Raw genomic sequence first — 18,299 nt, forward strand, 5'->3', positions numbered from 1 at the left:
ATGGCTGACGAGTGGAAAGCGCCGGTTAACGAGACCGAAGAGGAGCGTCTCGCTCGCGAAGCGCGTGAAGCGCAGAACGAAGAGGCTCGTGTCGAGCAGAAGAGCTGGAAGTTGCTTGAAAAGACCTTGCTGGCCGGGGTCCAGGAGCAGCGTCGGTCCCGGCGGTGGGGGATCTTCTTCAAGCTCCTGACCTTCATCTACCTGTTTGGCATTCTCGCCCTGTTCCTGCCGTTCATGGATGTGGACAAGGCCGCGTCGCGCAGTGGCAATCACACGGCGCTGGTTGAAGTGCGCGGGGTGATTGCCGACCAGGAAGCGGCCAGCGCCGACAATATCGTCAAGAGCCTGCGCGATGCGTTCAAGGACCCCAAGACCAAGGCGGTGGTCCTGCGCATCAACAGTCCGGGCGGCAGCCCTGTGCAGGCAGGCTATGTGTATGACGAGATCCGTCGCCTGCGTGCTGAGCACCCGGATATCAAGTTGTATGCAGTGATTGCCGACCTGGGCGCTTCCGGGGCTTATTACATCGCCAGTGCGGCGGATGAGATTTATGCCGACAAGGCCAGCCTGGTCGGTTCCATCGGTGTGACGGCGGCCGGCTATGGTTTCGTGGGTTCCATGGAGAAGCTGGGTGTCGAGCGTCGTACCTACACCGCTGGCGAGCACAAGGCGTTTCTTGATCCGTTCTCGCCTGAAAAACCTGAAGAGCGTGCGTTCTGGCAGGGTGTGCTCAATACCACGCACCAGCAGTTCATCGCCATGGTCAAGCAGGGGCGGGGCGACCGCCTGAAGGACAAGGAGCATCCGGAGCTGTTCAGTGGCCTGGTCTGGTCGGGTGAGCAGGCCAAGGCACTGGGGCTGGTGGATGGGCTGGGCAGTGCCAGCTACGTGGCGCGTGAGATCGTCGGTGAAAAGGATCTGGTCGATTACACCGTGCAGGAATCGCCGTTCGATCGCTTCTCCAAGCGCATCGGTGCCAGCGTTGCCGAGCATCTGGCCATGTGGATGGGGTTCCAGGGGCCGCAGTTGCGCTGAGTCTGTCGTGCGTCTTGTGGTGTCTGTGAGGTCGAGCGCCGCTCGATCTCGCAGGCGCAAAAATCCCAAGCCAGGCTAAGGCACCACCACCCCCTCCCGCGTCAGCATATCCACCAGCCGAATCAGTGGCAGTCCGATCAGGCTGGTGGCATCGCACCCATGAGTGCTCTGAAACAAGCTCACCCCCAATCCTTCCGCCTTGAAGCTCCCCGCGCAATCCAGCGGCTGCTCCGCCTGCACGTAGCGCTCCACCTGCTCCCGATTCAGCTCGCGCATGATGACCGTGAACGGCACGCAGTCGACCTGGCAGAGTCCGGTTGCGGTATTGAGCAGCGCCAGCCCGGTCAGGAAGGTCACCTGCTGGCCGCTGGCTTCGAGCAGCTGCTCGCAGGCGCGATCGAAGGTGTGCGGCTTGCCGAGGATCTGCTCGCCCAATACCGCGACCTGATCGGAGCCGATGATCAGGTGCCCCGGATGGCTGGCGGCAAGCGCTTCGGCCTTTTGCCTGGCCAGGCGTTTCACCAGATCCACGGCGGGTTCGTCAGCCAGGCGTCGCTCGTCTAGGTCGGGGCTTGCCCAGGTGAAGGGCAGGCGCAGGCGCGCGAGCAGTTCGCGCCGGTAGGCAGAGCTGGAAGCCAGCAACAGAGGCAGCATGATAGACTCCTGGTCAGTTGAACCCGATTCTAACATGCGAGATGCCGCCTAATTTCCTTTGACAGGGGCGGGGGGCATCCCTAGAATGCTGCGCCTATGTTGAATGACCCGATTCCACCTCACGTTGACCCGCGCAAATTAGCCGACCGAGGCGTATCCATCACTGGTACGCTGCAACTCGCTGATTTGGAAAGACTCTGCGACCCGCTTTCCGACGATGTCGGTACGGTGCAGGCGAAGTTCGATTTTGAACGAGATGAACAGCACGTGGTGGTTATCCACAGCGAGCTGGACGTCGAAGTCAAAATGGTTTGCCAGCGTTGTCTTGAGCTGGTCACCCTGCCGATCCACAGCGAATGTACTTACGCCGTGGTGAAGGAGGGTGCGAATACCCAGTCGTTGCCGAAAGGCTATGACGTGCTGGAACTGGGCGAAGATCCTTTGGATCTGCAGGCCTTGGTCGAGGAGGAGCTGCTGCTCGCCTTGCCTATCGTGCCTGCTCACCATCCGGAAGAATGCCAGCAGCCGGCGGGCGCAGACGAGCCCGAATCGAGCAAGGACGAGGTATCGCGGTCCAACCCGTTCAGTGTTTTGGCGCAGTTAAAGCGTGACCCAAACGTTTAGGAGTTAATCAATTATGGCTGTTCAGCAGAACAAAAAATCCCGCTCTGCCCGTGACATGCGCCGTTCCCACGACGCCCTGTCGGAAAACGCGCTGTCGGTAGAAAAGACCACCGGTGAAGTGCACCTGCGTCACCACGTTTCGCCAGAAGGCGTATACCGTGGCCGCAAAGTGGTCGACAAGGGCGCTGACGAGTAATCCTTGTCCGCTCAGATCATCGCGATCGACGCAATGGGCGGGGACTTCGGTCCCCGCAGCATTGTCCAGGCTAGCATTGCCTGCCTTTCGGCTACCCCCTCGCTGCACCTGACCCTCGTCGGTCAACCCTCCCTCCTTGAAGATCTTGTCAGCGGCCTTGCGGCTGCGGATCGCGCGCGCCTGCAGATTGTCGCCGCCAGTGAGGTAGTCGGTATGGACGAGCGGCCATCCCAGGCGTTGCGTGGCAAGCCGGACTCGTCGATGCGCATCGCCCTCGAACTGGTGCGGGACGGCAAGGCCCAGGCCTGCGTAAGTGCCGGCAATACCGGGGCGCTGATGGCACTGTCGCGTTTCGTGCTCAAGACCTTGCCGGGTATCGATCGGCCGGCCATGGTCGCGGCGATCCCGACCCAGGCGGGTTACTGCCAGTTGCTCGACCTGGGCGCCAATGTCGACTGCAGTGCCGAAAACCTCTACCAGTTCGCCGTCATGGGGTCCGTGGCTGCCCAGGCCCTGGGTATTCACCGGCCACGCGTGGCGCTGCTGAACATCGGTACCGAGGACATCAAGGGCAACCAGCAGGTCAAGCTGGCCGCCACCCTGCTGCAGAACGCCCGTGGCCTCAACTATGTCGGCTTCGTCGAAGGTGATGGCTTGTATCGCGGTGAGGCCGATGTGGTGGTGTGTGACGGTTTTGTCGGCAACATCCTGCTCAAGTCCAGCGAAGGTCTGGCGACCATGATCGGCGCGCGTATCGAAAAGCTGTTCAAGGGCGGTGCGTTGTCGCGGGTGGCAGGGGCAATGGCGATGCCGTTGCTCAAGCGCCTGCAGGCCGACCTGGCGCCAGCGCGGCACAATGGCGCGAGCTTCCTCGGCCTGCAGGGTATCGTCATCAAGAGCCATGGTTCGGCGGGCGTGCAGGGCTTCCAGAGCGCGATCCAGCGAGCGCTGATCGAGATCCAGGAGAACCTCCCGCAGCGGCTGCATGGTCGCCTCGAAGATTTGTTGCCTTAGGCATTTCGCCGATGAAGTGCTTAAATGTGACCGCTTGGTCTGTGTTTCCATCCAAGTTTTCAGATTCCGCGCCCGGCCCAAGGCCCGGCGCACCCTATCCGATGACAAGATCATAAGGGCTTGTTCAATGTCTGCATCCCTCGCATTCGTCTTCCCCGGTCAAGGTTCCCAGTCGCTGGGCATGCTCGCCGAACTCGGCGCTGAAAAGCCGGTGGTCATCGAGACCTTCAAGGAGGCTTCCGAGGCTCTGGGCTACGACCTGTGGAAGCTGGTCCAGGAAGGCCCGGAAGAACAACTCAACCAAACCGACAAGACCCAGCCAGCGATCCTCACCGCCTCCATCGCCCTGTGGCGCCTGTGGCTGGAAGAGGGCGGCGCACAACCGGCGTTCGTTTCCGGCCATAGCCTGGGGGAATACAGCGCCCTGGTCGCCGCTGGGGCCCTGTCGCTGAAAGATGCCGTGCGCCTGGTCGAACGTCGTGGTCAGCTGATGCAGGAAGCCGTGCCTGCCGGTCACGGTGCCATGGCTGCGATCCTGGGCCTGGATGACGCCGTCGTGGTGGAAATCTGCGCCGAAGCGGCCGAAGACCAAGTGGTCAGCGCCGTGAACTTCAACTCGCCAGGCCAGGTGGTCATCGCCGGTAACAAGGCTGCGGTCGACCGCGCCGTGGAACTGTGCAAGGCCAAGGGTGCCAAGCGCGCCCTGCCGCTGGCGGTCAGCGTGCCGTCGCACTGCGCCCTGATGAAGCCGGCTGCCGAGCGCTTTGCCGACTCCGTCAACGCCATCGAATGGAAGGCCCCGCAGATCCCGGTGGTGCAGAACGTCACCGCCGCTGTCGCCGCCGACCTCGATGCCCTGAAGCGAGACCTGCTGGCACAGCTGTACCAGCCGGTACGCTGGGTTGAATGCGTGCAGACCCTGGCCGCCAATGGTGCGGTCAACCTGGTCGAGTGCGGCCCGGGCAAGGTCCTGGCTGGCCTGAACAAGCGTTGCGCCGACGGCGTGACCACCTACAACCTCAATACCCCTGACGCTGTCGCCGCCACCCGCGCGGCGCTGGCCTGATTTGGAGAAGCTTGCATGAGCCTGCAAGGTAAAGTTGCACTGGTCACCGGCGCCAGCCGTGGTATTGGCCAGGCCATCGCCCTCGAACTGGGCCGCCAGGGCGCGACCGTGATCGGCACCGCCACCTCGGCTTCCGGTGCCGAGCGCATCGCCGCCACCCTGAAAGAACATGGCATCGCCGGCACCGGCATGGAACTGAACGTCACCAGCGCCGAGTCCGTGGAAGCCGTGCTGGGTGCCATTGGTGAGCAGTTCGGCGCACCGGCCATTCTGGTCAACAACGCCGGTATCACCCGTGACAACCTCATGCTGCGCATGAAGGACGACGAGTGGTTCGACGTGATCGACACCAACCTGAACAGCCTCTACCGTCTGTCCAAGGGCGTGCTGCGTGGCATGACCAAGGCGCGCTGGGGTCGTATCATCAGCATCGGTTCGGTCGTCGGGGCCATGGGCAACGCCGGTCAGGCCAACTACGCGGCGGCCAAGGCCGGCCTCGAAGGCTTCAGTCGCGCCCTGGCACGTGAAGTGGGCTCGCGTGGCATCACCGTCAACTCGGTGACCCCGGGCTTCATCGATACTGACATGACCCGCGAACTGCCAGAAGCGCAGCGCGAAGCCCTGCAGACCCAGATTCCGCTGGGCCGCCTGGGCCAGGCTGACGAAATTGCCAAGGTGGTTTCGTTCCTGGCGTCGGACGGCGCTGGCTACGTTACCGGTGCCACCGTGCCGGTCAACGGCGGGATGTACATGTAAAACTGCAACTCAATGTGACGGATTGCTTCAAAAAAGAGTCATACTGCGAGCCTAAAATCCGTTATAAAGCTGCAACCAGATTCCAGGCAGCGGGTGCGGTGGCTAAAGGGAAGCTGCGTTCCGCTTGAAAAGCGAACGTCTTTCTATAAACTTGGTCACCGGCCAGCTGCCTGACATATGTCCATTAGGAGTGAAAACTAGGTATGAGCACCATCGAAGAACGCGTCAAGAAAATCGTCGCCGAGCAACTGGGCGTCAAGGAAGAGGAAGTGACTGCCGAGAAGTCCTTCGTCGATGACCTGGGTGCCGATTCGCTTGACACCGTTGAGCTGGTGATGGCTCTGGAAGAGGAATTCGAGACCGAAATCCCTGACGAAGAAGCCGAGAAGATCACTACCGTTCAAGCTGCAATCGACTACGTCAAAAACCACCAGGCTTAAGACGTTGTAGTCGACGCTTCTTGTCGAGAAGAACCGCACTGCCTTTGCCGGCGTGCGGTTTTTTCTTTGCGAGCCAGCGCCGTCGTTTCGCTCGCTACGAGAGCTTGTTGCCATTTCATTCCATTGCTTGAATGCAATGGCAAGAAACTCTGTGATTAGAAAAGGAGAGTACTGTGTCGCGTAGACGCGTCGTGGTCACCGGTATGGGCATGCTGTCGCCACTGGGTACCGATGTACCGAGCACCTGGCAGGGCATTCTGGCTGGCCGCAGTGGCATTGGTCCGATCGAGCATACGGACCTGTCTGCCTACTCCACCCGTTTTGGCGGCTCGGTGAAAGGCTTCGAGGTTGAGCAGTACCTGTCGGCCAAAGAGGCCCGCAAGCTCGACCTGTTCATTCAGTACGGCCTGGCGGCCGGTTTCCAGGCGGTGCGTAATGCCGGCCTGGAAGTCACCGACGCCAACCGTGAGCGCATTGGCGTGGCCATGGGCTCGGGTATCGGCGGCCTGACCAACATCGAAGAAACCAGCCGTACCTTGCACGAGCAAGGCCCGCGCCGTATTTCGCCGTTCTTCGTACCCGGTTCGATCATCAACATGATCTCCGGCTTCCTGTCGATCCACCTCGGGCTGCAGGGGCCGAACTACGCCATCGCCACCGCTTGCACCACCGGCACCCACTGCATCGGCATGGCCGCACGCAACATCGCCTACGGTGAAGCCGACGTGATGATTGCCGGTGGCGCCGAAATGGCTGCGTGTGGCCTGGGCATGGGGGGCTTCGGTGCGTCTCGGGCGCTGTCCACCCGCAACGATGAGCCAACCCGTGCCAGCCGTCCGTGGGACAAGGGCCGTGATGGCTTCGTGCTGTCCGACGGTGCCGGCGCCCTGGTGCTCGAGGAACTGGAGCACGCCAAGGCCCGTGGTGCGACCATCTATGCCGAGCTGGTCGGTTTCGGCATGAGCGGTGACGCCTACCACATGACATCGCCGCCCGACAGCGGTGAAGGTGCTGCCCGTTGCATGGCCAATGCCCTGCGCGATGCCGGCATCCAGCCTGAAGCGGTGAGTTACATCAACGCCCACGGTACCTCGACCCCGGCCGGCGATATCGCTGAGGTCGCGGCGATCAAGCGCGTGTTCGGCGAGCATGCCTACAAGCTGGCGGTCAGCTCGACCAAATCGATGACCGGTCACCTGCTCGGCGCCGCCGGTGCTGTCGAGGCGATCTTCAGCGTGTTGGCGATCAACAGCCAGATGGCGCCGCCGACCATCAACCTCGATGAGCCGGACGAAGGTTGCGACCTCGACTTCGTACCGCACCAGGCGCGCAGCATGCCGATCGACGTGGTGTTGTCCAACTCGTTCGGCTTTGGTGGCACCAACGGTTCGCTGGTGTTCCGCCGGTTCGCCGATTGATGCACAGCTGGATCGACGGCCAGCCCGCGACTGCGATCAATTTGCAGAACCGCGGCCTGGCCTACGGCGATGGCCTGTTCGAGACCATCGCCGTGCGCGCTGGCCGGCCCAGTCTGCTGGACGGCCATCTGGCCCGCCTGGCGCTGGGCTGCCAGCGCCTGATGATCGACGCCGATCTGGCGCTGGTGCGTGATGAAATCCTGCGCTTTGCCCGTCAGCTCGGTGACGGAGTCGCCAAGCTGGTCCTCACCCGTGGCGACAGCCAGCGGGGCTACGCGCCGGTTGCCGGCGTTGCACCGCGGCGGATTCTCCAGGGCAGCCCTTTGCCCAGCTATCCTGTCGAACATGCCGAGCACGGCGTGCGGCTTTTTCCCTGCCTGACCCGGCTTGGGGAACAACCGTTACTAGCCGGTCTCAAACACCTCAATCGCCTGGAGCAGGTGCTGGCCCGTGCCGAATGGCAGGACAGCGAACATGCCGAAGGCCTGATGCGTGACGGGCAGGGCAGGGTGGTCGAAGGTGTATACAGCAATCTGTTCCTGGTGCGCGATGGCGTGCTGCTCACGGCTGACCTCAGCCGTTGCGGCGTGGCTGGCGTGATGCGCGGTGCCCTGCTGGAGCAGGCGCAGCGGTTGGGCATCCCGGTACAGGTGCGAGATATCGGGTTCGACGAATTGCAACAGGCGGACGAAGTGTTTGTCTGCAACAGTGTCTATGGCGTCTGGCCCGTGCGCGGAATTGCCGCGCTGAACTGGTCGCCGGGCCCACTCACCCGTAAACTGCAGGCCGTTGCCCGTACGTTACTGGATACCTGAATTCGTGAGACGCAAATTCCTGCTGCTGCTGGAAATGGGCTTGATCCTCGCCGGCCTGGCCCTGGGCTGGTCGGCCTGGAAGATCAACTCGGTGCTGGAGCAGCCCCTGCATGTGGCCGAAGAGCGCCTGCTCGACGTGCCCAGTGGCACCAACCCCAACCGCATGTTCTATCGCATGCAGGCTGAAGGCTTGCTCGATGACGCCGTCTGGCTGCGTCTGTACTGGCGCTTCAACATGGCCGGCACGCAGTTGCATACCGGCGAGTATCGCCTCACCCCCGGCATGACCGTGGAACAACTGTTCGACGTCTGGCGCCGTGGCGATGTAGTGCAGTACAACCTGACCCTGGTCGAAGGCTGGACCTTCCGCCAGGTGCGTTCGGCGGTGGCCAGGCATGAAAAGCTCAAGCACACCCTGGATGGCCTTTCCGACGCTGAAGTGATGGACAAGCTCGGCCACACCGGCGTGTTCCCTGAAGGCCGCTTCTTCCCCGATACCTATCGCTTCGTGCGTGGCATGAGTGACGTCGAGCTGCTGCAGCAGGCCTACATGCGCCTGGACGAAGTACTGGCCAAGGAATGGGCCGAGCGCGCCACTGACCTGCCTTACCGTGATCCCTACCAGGCCTTGATCATGGCCTCGCTGGTGGAGAAGGAAACCGGCATTCCTCAGGAGCGCGGGCAAATCGCCGGGGTTTTCATCCGCCGCCTGCGCCTGGGCATGATGCTGCAGACCGACCCGACGGTGATCTATGGCATGGGGGAGCGCTACAACGGCAAGATTTCCCGCGCCGACCTGCGTGAGCCGACGCCTTACAACACCTACACCATGACCGGCCTGCCACCGACCCCGATCGCCATGGTCGGGCGGGAGGCGATCCATGCCGCGCTCAACCCGGCCGATGGCACCAGCCTGTACTTCGTGGCCCGTGGCGATGGCAGCCACGTGTTTTCCGATGACCTGGACGATCACAACTCGGCGGTGCGTGAGTTTCAGCTCAAGCGTCGAGCGGATTACCGGTCCAGCCCGGCGCCGCAAAGTGCGCCTGCAGACGCGGCCGAACCCGCCGAGCAGGATCCTGCCAGCGACGCCGCGCCGGCCGACGCGGCAACGCCCGACGAACAACATTAAGGACTGCCAGTGAGCGGCTTGTTTATTACCCTAGAAGGCCCCGAAGGCGCGGGCAAGAGCACCAATCGCGATTACCTGGCTGCGCGCCTGCGTGAGCAGGGCCTGGACGTGGTGTTGACCCGCGAGCCTGGCGGTACGCCGCTGGCTGAAAAAATCCGCGAGCTGTTGCTGGCGCCAAGCGCTGAAGTGATGGCCGCAGACACCGAACTGCTGCTGGTATTCGCTGCCCGTGCCCAGCACCTGGCCGAAGTGATTCGCCCGGCGCTTGCCCGTGGCGCGGTGGTGCTTTGCGACCGTTTCACCGATGCCACCTATGCTTACCAGGGCGGCGGCCGCGGCCTGTCGGTGGAGCGTATCGCTGCGCTGGAACAATTCGTCCAGGCCGACCTGCGTCCGGACTTGACCCTGGTCTTCGACCTGCCGGTGGAGGTCGGCCTGGCCCGTGCTGCCGCTCGCGGTCGCCTGGACCGTTTCGAGCAGGAAGGCCAGGCCTTCTTCGAAGCCGTGCGCCAGGCCTATCTGCAACGCGCCCACGGCGAGCCGCAGCGCTACAGCCTGCTCGACGCCGCCCAGCCACTGGAGGCCGTGCAGCGCGCCATCGATGCGCTGCAGCCGGGCATCGTGGAGCGTTGCCGTGGCTGAGGCCTACCCCTGGCAGCAAGCGCTGTGGCAGCAACTGGCCGGGCGCGCCCGCCACGCCCACGCTTATCTGCTGCACGGGCCGCAGGGCATCGGCAAGCGCGCCCTGGCCGAACGGCTGATGGCGCGTCTGCTGTGCCAGCAGCCGCAGGCGCTGGATGCCTGCGGGCAGTGCAAGTCGTGCCTGTTGCTCAAGGCGGGCAGCCACCCGGATAACTTCGTGCTGGAGCCGGAGGAGGCCGACAAGCCGATCAAGGTCGATCAGGTGCGCGAATTGGTGTCGTTCGTGGTGCAGACGGCGCAGCTGGGCGGGCGTAAAGTGGTGCTGATCGAGCCGGTCGAGGCGATGAACGTCAATGCTTCCAACGCCTTGCTCAAGAGCCTGGAGGAGCCTTCGGGCGATACCGTGCTGCTGCTGGTCAGTCATCAGCCCAGCCGCCTGTTGCCGACGATCAAGAGCCGCTGCCAGCAAGTCGTCTGCCCACAGCCCAGCCTGGCGCAGAGCCAGGCCTGGCTGGCCACGGCATTGCCCGAGAGCGACGAGGCCGAGCGCGAAGAGCTGTTGACCCTCGCCGCCGGTTCGCCGCTGATGGCGGTCAGCCTGCAAGCGCAAGGTGTGCGTGAGCAACGGGCCTTGGTGACTGACGGGGTGAAGAAGCTGCTCAAGCAGCAGCAATCGCCCAGTCAGCTGGCCGAGGCCTGGAGCAATGTGCCGTTGCTGTTGCTGTTCGACTGGTTTTGCGACTGGTCGCACTTGATCCTGCGCTACCAGTTGACCCAGGATGAAGCGGGGTTGGGCTTGGCCGACATGCGCAAGGTGGTGCAGTACCTCGCGCAGAAGGCTCGTCAGGGCAAGGTGCTGGAGGTCCAGGCATGGATCCTCGAACAGCGCCAGAAGGTGCTCGGCAAAGCCAACCTCAATCGTGTATTGCTGCTGGAAGCGCTGCTGGGCCACTGGCTGCAGCTGCCCGGTTCCCGCTGACTTTCCATCTTTTCATGTGTGCCGCCTCCCATGCTCGTAGATTCCCATTGCCATCTCGACCGTCTTGACCTGAGCGCCCATCAGGGCTCCCTCGATGCAGCCCTGCAGGCAGCGCGCGAGCGTGGGGTAGGGCATTTCCTGTGCATTGGCGTCAGCGCCGAAAATGCCGGGGCGGTGAAGGCGCTGAGCGAGCAGTACGCCGATGTCGACTGCTCGGTGGGTGTGCACCCGCTGGACCTTGCGCCGGGCGAGACGCCGGCGCTGGAGTGGCTGCTGCGCGAGTTGGCGCACCCGCATGTGGTGGCGATTGGCGAAACCGGCCTGGACTACCACTACGAGCCGGAAGCCGCCGAGTTGCAGCAGGCGTCGTTCCGCCTGCACCTGGAGGCCTCGCGGCAGACCGGCAAACCGGTAATCGTGCATACCCGTGCGGCGCGGGCCGATACCCTGGCGCTGTTGCGTGAAGCGAACCTGCCGCAGGCGGGCGTGTTGCACTGCTTCACTGAAGACTGGGACATGGCCAGGGCGGCGCTGGACCTGGGCTACTACATCTCGTTGTCCGGTATTGTCACCTTCCGCAATGCCGAAGCTTTGCGCGATGTGGCGCGGCAAGTGCCGGTTGATCGCCTGCTGGTGGAAACCGATTCGCCGTACCTGGCACCGATCCCGCATCGTGGCAAGCCGAACCTGCCGCAGTATGTACGGGAGGTGGCGGAGTATGTGGCATCGTTGCGTGGGGTCAGTTACCAGCAGTTGGCGGAGCAGACCACGGGCAACTTCAAGCGCCTGTTCCCGCTGGCGCGAGTGGCCTGAGGGGCAGGGCAGGCACTTCCCGGCCCAATTGCAATCTTGCTGCTTCTCCCCGGATAAAAAAAACCCGGGTTCTGGGGGGGGAATCCGGGTTAAGACCATTAGGAGTAAAACAAAGGTACGCGGTCCCTGAGCACCTTTATTGGCGCGCCACTTGGGGGGGATGCGCCGCGCCAACACTTCAAGTATTGGTCAGCTTTGGCGCAGTGCCAGTGCTTCTCTGTTCGTTTTTTAAACAGATTTGGAATACGCCCGCTGTCCCTTCCTCCCTCAGCGCATGGCCAAGCGCCGTATTTGCTGGACAGCTTCGTCGATCAGCTGCTCACTGGTATAGAAATGTGGCGAAAACCGTATACCTGGCCCTCTTAGTGCGCAGATCGTCTGCTCCGCCATCAGGCTTCGATAGACAGCCGTGCTGTCCTGCCCCGCAAGGCTGAAAGTGACGATGCCCGCACGTTTTTCCGGGGATACCGGGCTATGCAGGTGTACGCCGGGAATACTGGCCAGGCCCTGAAGCAGTTGCTCGACCCGCAGTTGCAAGTGCCGGCCGACCTCTGCCATGCCTAGCTCCTCCAGCAATGACAGGCTGGCCTCCAGGGCGCACGCGCCCAGCATGTTCGGGCTGCCGCATTCAAAACGCCTTGCGCTGCGTGCCGGCTGCCACTCGCGGCGGTCGAAGTCGCCCAACCGTTCGAGCATATGCCAGCCATAAGCGTGCAGCTTCAACTGCGGGCGCAGTGCCGCCCGGCAATAGAACAAGCCCATGCCCTCGGGGCCCAGCATCCACTTGTGGCCGTCGGCCATGGCGAAGTCGCACTGAGCGTGCTGCACGTCGAAAGGCAGGGCGCCGATCTGCTGGATGGCATCGACGCAGAATAGGACATGACGTGCCCGGCACCCCTCGCCAAGGCGGGGCAGGTCCAGGCGCAGGCCGCTGGCGAACTGCACGGCGCTCACTGCCAGCAGGCGTGTACGCGGGCCGCAGGCCGCGAGCAGTGCCGCTTCAGGGTCAGGCCCGGCCAGGCTCACCTTGGTTACCTCGACGCCATGCACGCCTAAGGCTTCCCAGACGACCCGGTTGGACGGAAATTCCTCGTCGCTGATCACCACCTGGTCACCGGCTTGCCAGTCGAGGCCGAACGCGACCAGCGAAAGCGCCTCTGACGTGTTTTTCACCAACGCGATGTCTGCCTGGGATGGGGCGTTGACCAGGCGTGCCAGCCTTTCCCGCAGCCTGCGTTCGGTGGCCAGCCATGCCGGGTAGTCACTCGCACCCAGGCGCACGTTGACCTGAGCAAAGCGTGCCACGGCCTCGCTGGCCCGGCGTGGCCAGGGCGCGATGGCGGCGTGGTTCAGGTAACGCAGCCCCGGCGCCTGGGCAAACTCATCGAGAAACATAGACATGGTTGGATGATCCGTGCAATTTGCTGCAAGTTAGGCATAATAAACCGCTTCAATGTCATCCAGTCCTTCCTATGCAGAAAGAACCTCGTAAGGTCCGTGAGTTTCGCCGTCGCGAACAGGAAATCCTCGATACAGCCTTGAAGCTGTTCCTCGAACAGGGTGAAGACAGCGTCACTGTCGAGATGATCGCCGACGCCGTGGGGATCGGCAAAGGCACGATCTACAAGCACTTCAAGTCCAAGGCGGAGATCTACCTGCGCCTGATGCTCGACTATGAGCGTGACCTGAACGCGCTGTTGCACTCGGCCGATGTCGATCGCGACAAGGAGGCGCTGTCGCGCGCCTACTTCGAGTTCCGCATGCGCGACCCGCAGCGCTACCGGCTGTTCGACCGCCTGGAGGAGAAGGTGGTCAAGGGCAATCAGGTCCCGGAAATGGTCGAGCAGTTGCACAGCATCCGCGCTTCCAACTTTGACCGCCTGACCCAGCTGATCAAGGGCCGCATCAGCGAAGGCAAGCTTGAAGACGTGCCGCCGTACTTCCACTACTGCGCCGCCTGGGCGTTGGTACATGGCGCCGTGGCGCTGTACCACTCGCCGTTCTGGAGCAACGTGCTGGAAGATCAGGAAGGCTTCTTCCAGTTCCTCATGGATATCGGCGTGCGCATGGGCAACAAGCGCAAGCGTGATCCGGAAGCCACTCACTAAAGGCACTTGTCGTCAGCGGGTGAGCCCGGGGTGTAAAGGGGACTTGCAAAAACTTGAACCATGAGTCAAGTTTTGCCAGCCCCGATTCATCCATGCCGGAGTCATCCATGATCGTCGATCGTCAAGGCAGGCGTTTTCGCAACCTGCGCGTCAGCCTGACGGCTGCCTGTAACTACGCCTGCAGCTACTGTGTGCCGGACGGCAAGCGCCTGGTAGCAGCCCAGGATGAACTGTCCGCGCATACCCTGGCGCGGGGCGTGGCCTACCTTATCGAAGCTGCTGGTATCGAGCGCTTGCGCATTACCGGTGGCGAGCCGTTGGTCAGTCCCCGACTGGATGCCTTTCTGGCGGCGGTAGCCAAGCTCGACCTTGACGACATCACGCTGACCACCAATGGGCAGCTGCTCACCCGCAAGCTGCCACGACTGCAGGCGGCCGGTATTCGCCGCTTGAACGTGTCCCTCGATACCCTCGATCCCCATGCGTTCCGCCGCATCGCCCGTGGCGGTGACCTGGCCAGCGTGTTGGCGGGCATGGATCAGGCCAGCGCCATGGGCATGCGGATCAAGGTCAACATGGTGCCGATGCGTGGGCAGAACCTCGATCAGGTGCTGCCGATGCTCGATTACTGCATGGCGCGGGGGTTCGAGCTGCGTTTCATCGAGCTGATGCGCATGGGCCACCTGGCCCGGGACAACAATGCGTTCCTGCAGCAGTTTGTCGGGCTCGATGCCTTGCTCGATGTGATCGGCGGCCGTCATGCCTACCAGCCGGTCGACGCACCGCCGGATGCTACGGCGCTGCGCTACCAGATCCCGGGGCATGGCCATTTCGGCGTCATCGCCAATGAAAGCGTGCCGTTCTGCCGTACCTGCTCGCGGCTGCGCCTGTCCTCTACCGGCTGGCTGCACGGCTGCCTGTCCTCCGGCAATCGTCACTTTATCGGCGACCTGTTGGAGAAACCCCGTCATCAGGCGCTCCCTGGCTTGCAGCGGCTGCTGGTAAAAGCCTTGGCAGACAAGCAGGAACTGGCGTTTTCAGGAGGGGTGATGGTGATGAAGGTGATCGGCGGTTGAAGCTGGCGCAAAAGCTGCATCCGCCGGCTATTCGCCGGTTTTTCGTCACCGGTCACTGGAGGAAAGATGCGTAGCTTGGTCTTGCTGCTGACGCTGATGGCGTTGGGCGGTTGCATGAATGTCAGCGATATGGGCGAAGGCGTCCGTTACCACATGAGCGACGCCGGTTTGCTCGACCACAGCGATACCCGTCGTAGCTTGTCGATTCGTCTGCAGCCTGATTCGTTCATCTTCATCGGCCAAGGCGCGTTCATGCCGCCAGGCAAGGGGCCGTTGCCGAAGCAGAACGTGGTGGCCGAGGAGGCATTCAAGAGCTTCATCGAGTATTTCCCGCTGGTGCGTCGCGCCCAAGCGCCGCTGGGGCTCGAAGAAGCGATTACCCAGGCCCGCTCGGTGGGCGCCGACTATGTCCTGTATACCCGCTTCGCTCGCACGGATGACCGTATCGGTAACGGCGACCAATGGTATGACGAGCAGGCCGTCGACCGCGTGGGTTGGGACACCGGTGTCGTACAGATGATGCTGATCGAGACCAACACGCGCTACCTGATCGACACGGTACGCATCAAGAGCCGCGGCGGTTTGTTGACGTTCCACGACCAGTCGCCCCAGGATTTGCTTGGCGCACCGATGCGCGAGTACGCTCGTAGCCTTCTGGGCATGAGCGAGTGAGGGCAGGGCGATGACGGATTCCGGCAAGGCCAACGATCTATTGGCGCAAGTTCCCAAGCACAAGGGGCTGCCGCCGGTGCATCTGTGGAACCCGGATTTCTGCGGCGATATCGACATGCGTATTGCCCGCGATGGGACCTGGTACTACCTGGGTACGCCCATCGGGCGGAAACCAATGGTTCGCCTGTTCTCGACAATCATACGCCGCGATGGCGATGACTATTTCCTGATTACCCCGGTGGAGAAGGTCGGCATCCGCGTTGATGATGCGCCATTCGTGGCCGTGACGCTTGAGGTGCTAGGGAGTGGTGAGGCACAGGTGCTGCGCTTTACCAGCAATGTCGAGGATCAGGCTGAGGCCGGGCCGCAGAACCCGTTGCGGGTCGAGATCGATCCACAGACCCAGGAGCCGTCGCCTTATGTACTGATGCGCAGCAATCTCGAGGCATTGATCCACCGCAATGTGTTCTACCAATTGGTCGACCTGGCGGTGCCACGGGTAATCGATGGCGAGGAGTGGCTCGGGGTGTGGAGCCATGGCGTGTTCTATCCGATCGGGCGCAATTGCTGAGAGCGTTCCGGCTGGCCCCCTGCTTTTCCTTCTGATTGGCCGTTTGCACCCTGTGCCGCCGGGCCTAACCTGCAGGCAATCGCCAGTCAGGAGAAAGCCCGTGAAATCTGCCAACTTTTCGTTTGCCTTGCTTATTGCCGCTGGATTGCTGGGTGGCCAGGCCACTGCCTGGGCCCACGGCGACGCCGCAGACCCAGTAAAAGTCCTTCAGCAACAACAGCCCTCGAACGCCCCAGGCAAGAGCGCCGTCATGCTCACGGTCAGCTATGCCCCCGGGCAAGCTTCACCTGCCCACCAGCATCCGGGGGCGGTAATGGCCTATGTGCTGGAAGGGGCGGTGGTATCGAAACTCAACGATGAGCAGGAAAAAACCTACACGGCCGGTGAGTACTGGTACGAAGCGCCCGGCACCGAGCACAGCGTTTCGCGAAACGCCAGCAAGACCCGGCCTGCCAAATTGCTCGTATGGAGCCTGGTGGATGAAGGCAAGCCGGTGACTGAGCCGGTCAGGAAGTGATGTGTGGGCCCTGAGATGCCTGGCTGGAGATCTTCAGCGCCGGTGAGATCGAGCGCCGCCCGCGCGGCGCTCGATTTCACCGGCGCCAAAGATCTTCCGCCAGACAACGAAAAAGCCCCCGATGCTTGCGCATACGGGGGCTTTCTCAGTGTTTGGCTCCGCGACCTGGACTCGAACCAGGGACCCAATGATTAACAGTCATTTGCTCTACCGACTGAGCTATCGCGGAATCTGCGCGTATCTTACCGATTGCCAGGAGGAAGTCAAGCGACCTCCTGACAAATCAATCAGTTACAGCACTTCAACGATGGCCTTGGTGACCACGTGGATGTTGCTCTGGTTCAGCGCGGCGACAGCAATGCGGCCGGTGTCCAGCGCGTAGATGCCGAAGTCGTTCTTCAGGCGGGCAACCTGCTCAACGGTCAGGCCCGAGTAGGAGAACATGCCCACCTGGCGGCCGACGAAGCTGAAGTCGCGCTTGGCACCGTATTCGGCCAACAGCGCGACCATCTGCTTGCGCATGCCGTGGATGCGTTCGCGCATCTCGCCAAGCTCCGCTTCCCACATCTGGCGCAGCTCGGCGCTGTTGAGCACGGTGGCGACGATTGTCGCGCCGTGGGTCGGCGGGTTGGAGTAGGTGGTGCGAATCACACGCTTGACCTGCGAGAGGACGCGGGTGCTTTCGTCTTTCGAGGCGGTGACGATCGACAGTGCGCCGACGCGCTCGCCGTACAGCGAGAACGACTTGGAGAACGAGCTGGATACGAAGAACTCCATGCCCGACTCGGCGAACAGGCGCACGGCAAAGGCGTCTTCGCCGATGCCATCACCGAAGCCCTGATAGGCCATGTCGAGGAATGGCACGTGGCCCTTGGCCTTGACCACTTCCAGAACATTCTTCCAGTCGTCCAGGGTCAGGTCGACGCCGGTCGGGTTGTGGCAGCAGGCGTGCAGCACGACGATCGAACCGGATGGCAGGGCGTTGAGGTCTTCGAGCATGCCGGCGCGGTTGACGTCGTTGCTCGGCGCGTCGTAGTAACGGTAGTTCTGCACCGGGAAACCCGCGCTTTCGAACAGCGCCCGGTGGTTTTCCCAGCTCGGGTCGCTGATGGCAACCACGGCATTCGGCGAAACGCGCTTGAGGAAGTCGGCGCCGATCTTCAGAGCGCCAGTGCCGCCCACGGCCTGCACGGTGACCACGCGGCCAGCGGCCAGCAGTGGTGATTCGGCACCGAACAGCAGTTTCTGCACGGCCTGGTCGTAGGTGGCGATACCATCGATCGGCAGGTAGCCGCGCGAGGCGTGCTGGGCTGCACGCTGGGTTTCGGCTTCGATCACGGCGCGCAGCAGCGGAATGCGGCCTTCCTCATTGCAGTACACGCCTACGCCCAGGTTGACCTTGTCGGTACGTGGGTCGGCGTTGAATGCTTCGTTGAGGCCCAGGATAGGGTCGCGGGGTGCCAGCTCGACAGCGGAAAACAGGCTCATTGTTACTTCGGCTCTGATTGGAGAGTGATAGGGCGTACACGCTCCAGCCGAATGCACTGAAGCGGTGCACAAACGGGGAGTCAGTATAGTGATACCGACCGGTCACTGCGACAGTCGGGCGCAGGTTTTCCGGCGATTTGCGCAAATATTTTTCGACCATTGGTCGAAATGCCCGGTCCACCGTAATGCGCGCTCACAGCTTGGCCTTGATTCCGGCCCCTGGCGGGCGCATTTGGGTATAGACTACTGGCTAAATTTACAGTTACTGCGTTACCGCGAGGTC

General features: G+C 62.5%; 21 protein-coding genes and 1 tRNA gene. 18 read left to right on the forward strand and 4 right to left on the reverse strand.

Annotation, left to right across the window (positions count from 1 at the left end; all coding sequences use genetic code 11):
- Positions 1-1,035 (forward strand): S49 family peptidase, encoded by a 1,035-nt coding sequence (locus HU738_RS01500; protein ID WP_225923371.1) that lies wholly within the window; start codon positions 1-3, stop codon positions 1,033-1,035.
- A 75-nt stretch (positions 1,036-1,110) separates the two neighbouring features.
- On the opposite strand, the gene HU738_RS01505 is transcribed toward HU738_RS01500, so the two are convergent.
- Complete coding sequence (locus HU738_RS01505) at positions 1,111-1,689, reverse strand: Maf family protein (protein ID WP_176507629.1); 579 nt, start codon at positions 1,687-1,689, stop codon at positions 1,111-1,113.
- Positions 1,690-1,785: 96 nt separating this feature from the next.
- Here HU738_RS01505 and HU738_RS01510 point away from each other — a divergent pair, with 96 nt between their 5' ends.
- The 12 genes from HU738_RS01510 to HU738_RS01565 all read left to right on the forward strand — a co-directional run bounded on the left by HU738_RS01510 (position 1,786) and on the right by HU738_RS01565 (position 11,584).
- Positions 1,786-2,313: a YceD family protein gene (locus HU738_RS01510; protein ID WP_027919446.1), complete on the forward strand. Its 528-nt coding sequence runs from the start codon at positions 1,786-1,788 to the stop codon at positions 2,311-2,313.
- Positions 2,314-2,326: 13 nt separating this feature from the next.
- Positions 2,327-2,509 (forward strand): 50S ribosomal protein L32, encoded by a 183-nt coding sequence (rpmF, locus tag HU738_RS01515; RefSeq protein WP_003247154.1) that lies wholly within the window; start codon positions 2,327-2,329, stop codon positions 2,507-2,509.
- Between the two features lie 3 nt (positions 2,510-2,512).
- A complete protein-coding gene (gene plsX / locus HU738_RS01520; RefSeq protein WP_186604072.1) occupies positions 2,513-3,523 on the forward strand; it encodes a phosphate acyltransferase PlsX in 1,011 nt (336 codons plus the stop codon).
- 127 nt (positions 3,524-3,650) lie between these two features.
- Positions 3,651-4,589, forward strand: a complete 939-nt coding sequence (fabD, locus tag HU738_RS01525) for an ACP S-malonyltransferase (RefSeq protein WP_082433413.1) — start codon at positions 3,651-3,653, stop codon at positions 4,587-4,589.
- A gap of 15 nt (positions 4,590-4,604) precedes the next feature.
- A complete protein-coding gene (fabG, locus tag HU738_RS01530) occupies positions 4,605-5,345 on the forward strand; it encodes a 3-oxoacyl-ACP reductase FabG (RefSeq protein ID WP_060513100.1) in 741 nt (246 codons plus the stop codon).
- A gap of 203 nt (positions 5,346-5,548) precedes the next feature.
- Positions 5,549-5,785 carry an acyl carrier protein gene (gene acpP / locus HU738_RS01535; protein WP_009685065.1) on the forward strand — a complete coding sequence of 79 codons (237 nt, stop codon included), beginning with the start codon at positions 5,549-5,551 and terminating at the stop codon, positions 5,783-5,785.
- Positions 5,786-5,958: 173 nt separating this feature from the next.
- Positions 5,959-7,203, forward strand: a complete 1,245-nt coding sequence (gene fabF, locus HU738_RS01540) for a beta-ketoacyl-ACP synthase II (RefSeq protein ID WP_176507626.1) — start codon at positions 5,959-5,961, stop codon at positions 7,201-7,203.
- Positions 7,203-8,018 carry an aminodeoxychorismate lyase gene (gene pabC, locus HU738_RS01545; RefSeq protein WP_186604074.1) on the forward strand — a complete coding sequence of 272 codons (816 nt, stop codon included), beginning with the start codon at positions 7,203-7,205 and terminating at the stop codon, positions 8,016-8,018. The genes fabF and pabC overlap by 1 nt, the downstream gene beginning before the upstream one ends.
- Positions 8,019-8,022: 4 nt before the next feature.
- Positions 8,023-9,150 (forward strand): endolytic transglycosylase MltG, encoded by a 1,128-nt coding sequence (mltG, locus tag HU738_RS01550; protein ID WP_186604076.1) that lies wholly within the window; start codon positions 8,023-8,025, stop codon positions 9,148-9,150.
- 9 nt (positions 9,151-9,159) lie between these two features.
- Positions 9,160-9,792, forward strand: coding sequence for a dTMP kinase (tmk, locus tag HU738_RS01555; protein WP_186604077.1), 633 nt, complete (start codon positions 9,160-9,162; stop codon positions 9,790-9,792).
- A complete protein-coding gene (locus HU738_RS01560) occupies positions 9,785-10,771 on the forward strand; it encodes a DNA polymerase III subunit delta' (RefSeq protein ID WP_176507622.1) in 987 nt (328 codons plus the stop codon). Before tmk ends, HU738_RS01560 begins: the two co-directional genes overlap by 8 nt.
- Positions 10,772-10,801: 30 nt before the next feature.
- Positions 10,802-11,584 (forward strand): TatD family hydrolase, encoded by a 783-nt coding sequence (locus tag HU738_RS01565; protein WP_186604079.1) that lies wholly within the window; start codon positions 10,802-10,804, stop codon positions 11,582-11,584.
- Between the two features lie 267 nt (positions 11,585-11,851).
- On the opposite strand, the gene HU738_RS01570 is transcribed toward HU738_RS01565, so the two are convergent.
- Positions 11,852-12,985: an aminotransferase class V-fold PLP-dependent enzyme gene (locus HU738_RS01570; RefSeq protein ID WP_186604081.1), complete on the reverse strand. Its 1,134-nt coding sequence runs from the start codon at positions 12,983-12,985 to the stop codon at positions 11,852-11,854.
- Between the two features lie 71 nt (positions 12,986-13,056).
- Between HU738_RS01570 and HU738_RS01575 the strand changes: the two genes are divergently transcribed.
- From HU738_RS01575 to HU738_RS01595, 5 genes are all read left to right on the forward strand, one after another.
- Complete coding sequence (locus HU738_RS01575; RefSeq protein ID WP_054883760.1) at positions 13,057-13,692, forward strand: TetR/AcrR family transcriptional regulator; 636 nt, start codon at positions 13,057-13,059, stop codon at positions 13,690-13,692.
- 107 nt (positions 13,693-13,799) lie between these two features.
- Positions 13,800-14,768 (forward strand): GTP 3',8-cyclase MoaA, encoded by a 969-nt coding sequence (locus tag HU738_RS01580; RefSeq protein ID WP_186604082.1) that lies wholly within the window; start codon positions 13,800-13,802, stop codon positions 14,766-14,768.
- Positions 14,769-14,834: 66 nt separating this feature from the next.
- Positions 14,835-15,440, forward strand: a complete 606-nt coding sequence (locus tag HU738_RS01585) for a DUF4823 domain-containing protein (protein WP_176510208.1) — start codon at positions 14,835-14,837, stop codon at positions 15,438-15,440.
- Between the two features lie 10 nt (positions 15,441-15,450).
- Positions 15,451-16,011: a DUF1285 domain-containing protein gene (locus tag HU738_RS01590; RefSeq protein ID WP_186604084.1), complete on the forward strand. Its 561-nt coding sequence runs from the start codon at positions 15,451-15,453 to the stop codon at positions 16,009-16,011.
- Between the two features lie 100 nt (positions 16,012-16,111).
- Complete coding sequence (locus HU738_RS01595; RefSeq protein WP_186604086.1) at positions 16,112-16,528, forward strand: cupin domain-containing protein; 417 nt, start codon at positions 16,112-16,114, stop codon at positions 16,526-16,528.
- Positions 16,529-16,681: 153 nt separating this feature from the next.
- Here HU738_RS01595 and HU738_RS01600 read toward each other — a convergent pair.
- Positions 16,682-16,757, reverse strand: a tRNA-Asn gene (locus HU738_RS01600).
- A 62-nt stretch (positions 16,758-16,819) separates the two neighbouring features.
- A complete protein-coding gene (locus tag HU738_RS01605; protein WP_054883765.1) occupies positions 16,820-18,016 on the reverse strand; it encodes an amino acid aminotransferase in 1,197 nt (398 codons plus the stop codon).
- Between the last annotated feature and the right edge of the window lie 283 nt (positions 18,017-18,299).

Origin of the sequence: Pseudomonas vlassakiae, from assembly GCF_014269035.2 — a bacterium.
In the GTDB taxonomy this organism is placed as follows: domain Bacteria; phylum Pseudomonadota; class Gammaproteobacteria; order Pseudomonadales; family Pseudomonadaceae; genus Aquipseudomonas; species Aquipseudomonas vlassakiae.

Excerpts from the sequence above, each read along its gene's own strand:
- HU738_RS01500 (WP_225923371.1), top strand. The coding sequence starts at position 1 with ATGGCTGACGAGTGGAAAGCGCCGGTTAACGAGACCGAAGAGGAGCGT.
- HU738_RS01505 (WP_176507629.1), bottom strand. The coding sequence starts at position 1,689 with ATGCTGCCTCTGTTGCTGGCTTCCAGCTCTGCCTACCGGCGCGAACTG.
- HU738_RS01510 (WP_027919446.1), top strand. The coding sequence starts at position 1,786 with ATGTTGAATGACCCGATTCCACCTCACGTTGACCCGCGCAAATTAGCC.
- rpmF (WP_003247154.1), top strand. The coding sequence starts at position 2,327 with ATGGCTGTTCAGCAGAACAAAAAATCCCGCTCTGCCCGTGACATGCGC.
- fabD (WP_082433413.1), top strand. The coding sequence starts at position 3,651 with ATGTCTGCATCCCTCGCATTCGTCTTCCCCGGTCAAGGTTCCCAGTCG.
- fabG (WP_060513100.1), top strand. The coding sequence starts at position 4,605 with ATGAGCCTGCAAGGTAAAGTTGCACTGGTCACCGGCGCCAGCCGTGGT.
- acpP (WP_009685065.1), top strand. The coding sequence starts at position 5,549 with ATGAGCACCATCGAAGAACGCGTCAAGAAAATCGTCGCCGAGCAACTG.
- pabC (WP_186604074.1), top strand. The coding sequence starts at position 7,203 with ATGCACAGCTGGATCGACGGCCAGCCCGCGACTGCGATCAATTTGCAG.
- HU738_RS01565 (WP_186604079.1), top strand. The coding sequence starts at position 10,802 with ATGCTCGTAGATTCCCATTGCCATCTCGACCGTCTTGACCTGAGCGCC.
- HU738_RS01570 (WP_186604081.1), bottom strand. The coding sequence starts at position 12,985 with ATGTCTATGTTTCTCGATGAGTTTGCCCAGGCGCCGGGGCTGCGTTAC.
- HU738_RS01575 (WP_054883760.1), top strand. The coding sequence starts at position 13,057 with ATGCAGAAAGAACCTCGTAAGGTCCGTGAGTTTCGCCGTCGCGAACAG.
- HU738_RS01580 (WP_186604082.1), top strand. The coding sequence starts at position 13,800 with ATGATCGTCGATCGTCAAGGCAGGCGTTTTCGCAACCTGCGCGTCAGC.
- HU738_RS01585 (WP_176510208.1), top strand. The coding sequence starts at position 14,835 with ATGCGTAGCTTGGTCTTGCTGCTGACGCTGATGGCGTTGGGCGGTTGC.
- HU738_RS01590 (WP_186604084.1), top strand. The coding sequence starts at position 15,451 with ATGACGGATTCCGGCAAGGCCAACGATCTATTGGCGCAAGTTCCCAAG.
- HU738_RS01605 (WP_054883765.1), bottom strand. The coding sequence starts at position 18,016 with ATGAGCCTGTTTTCCGCTGTCGAGCTGGCACCCCGCGACCCTATCCTG.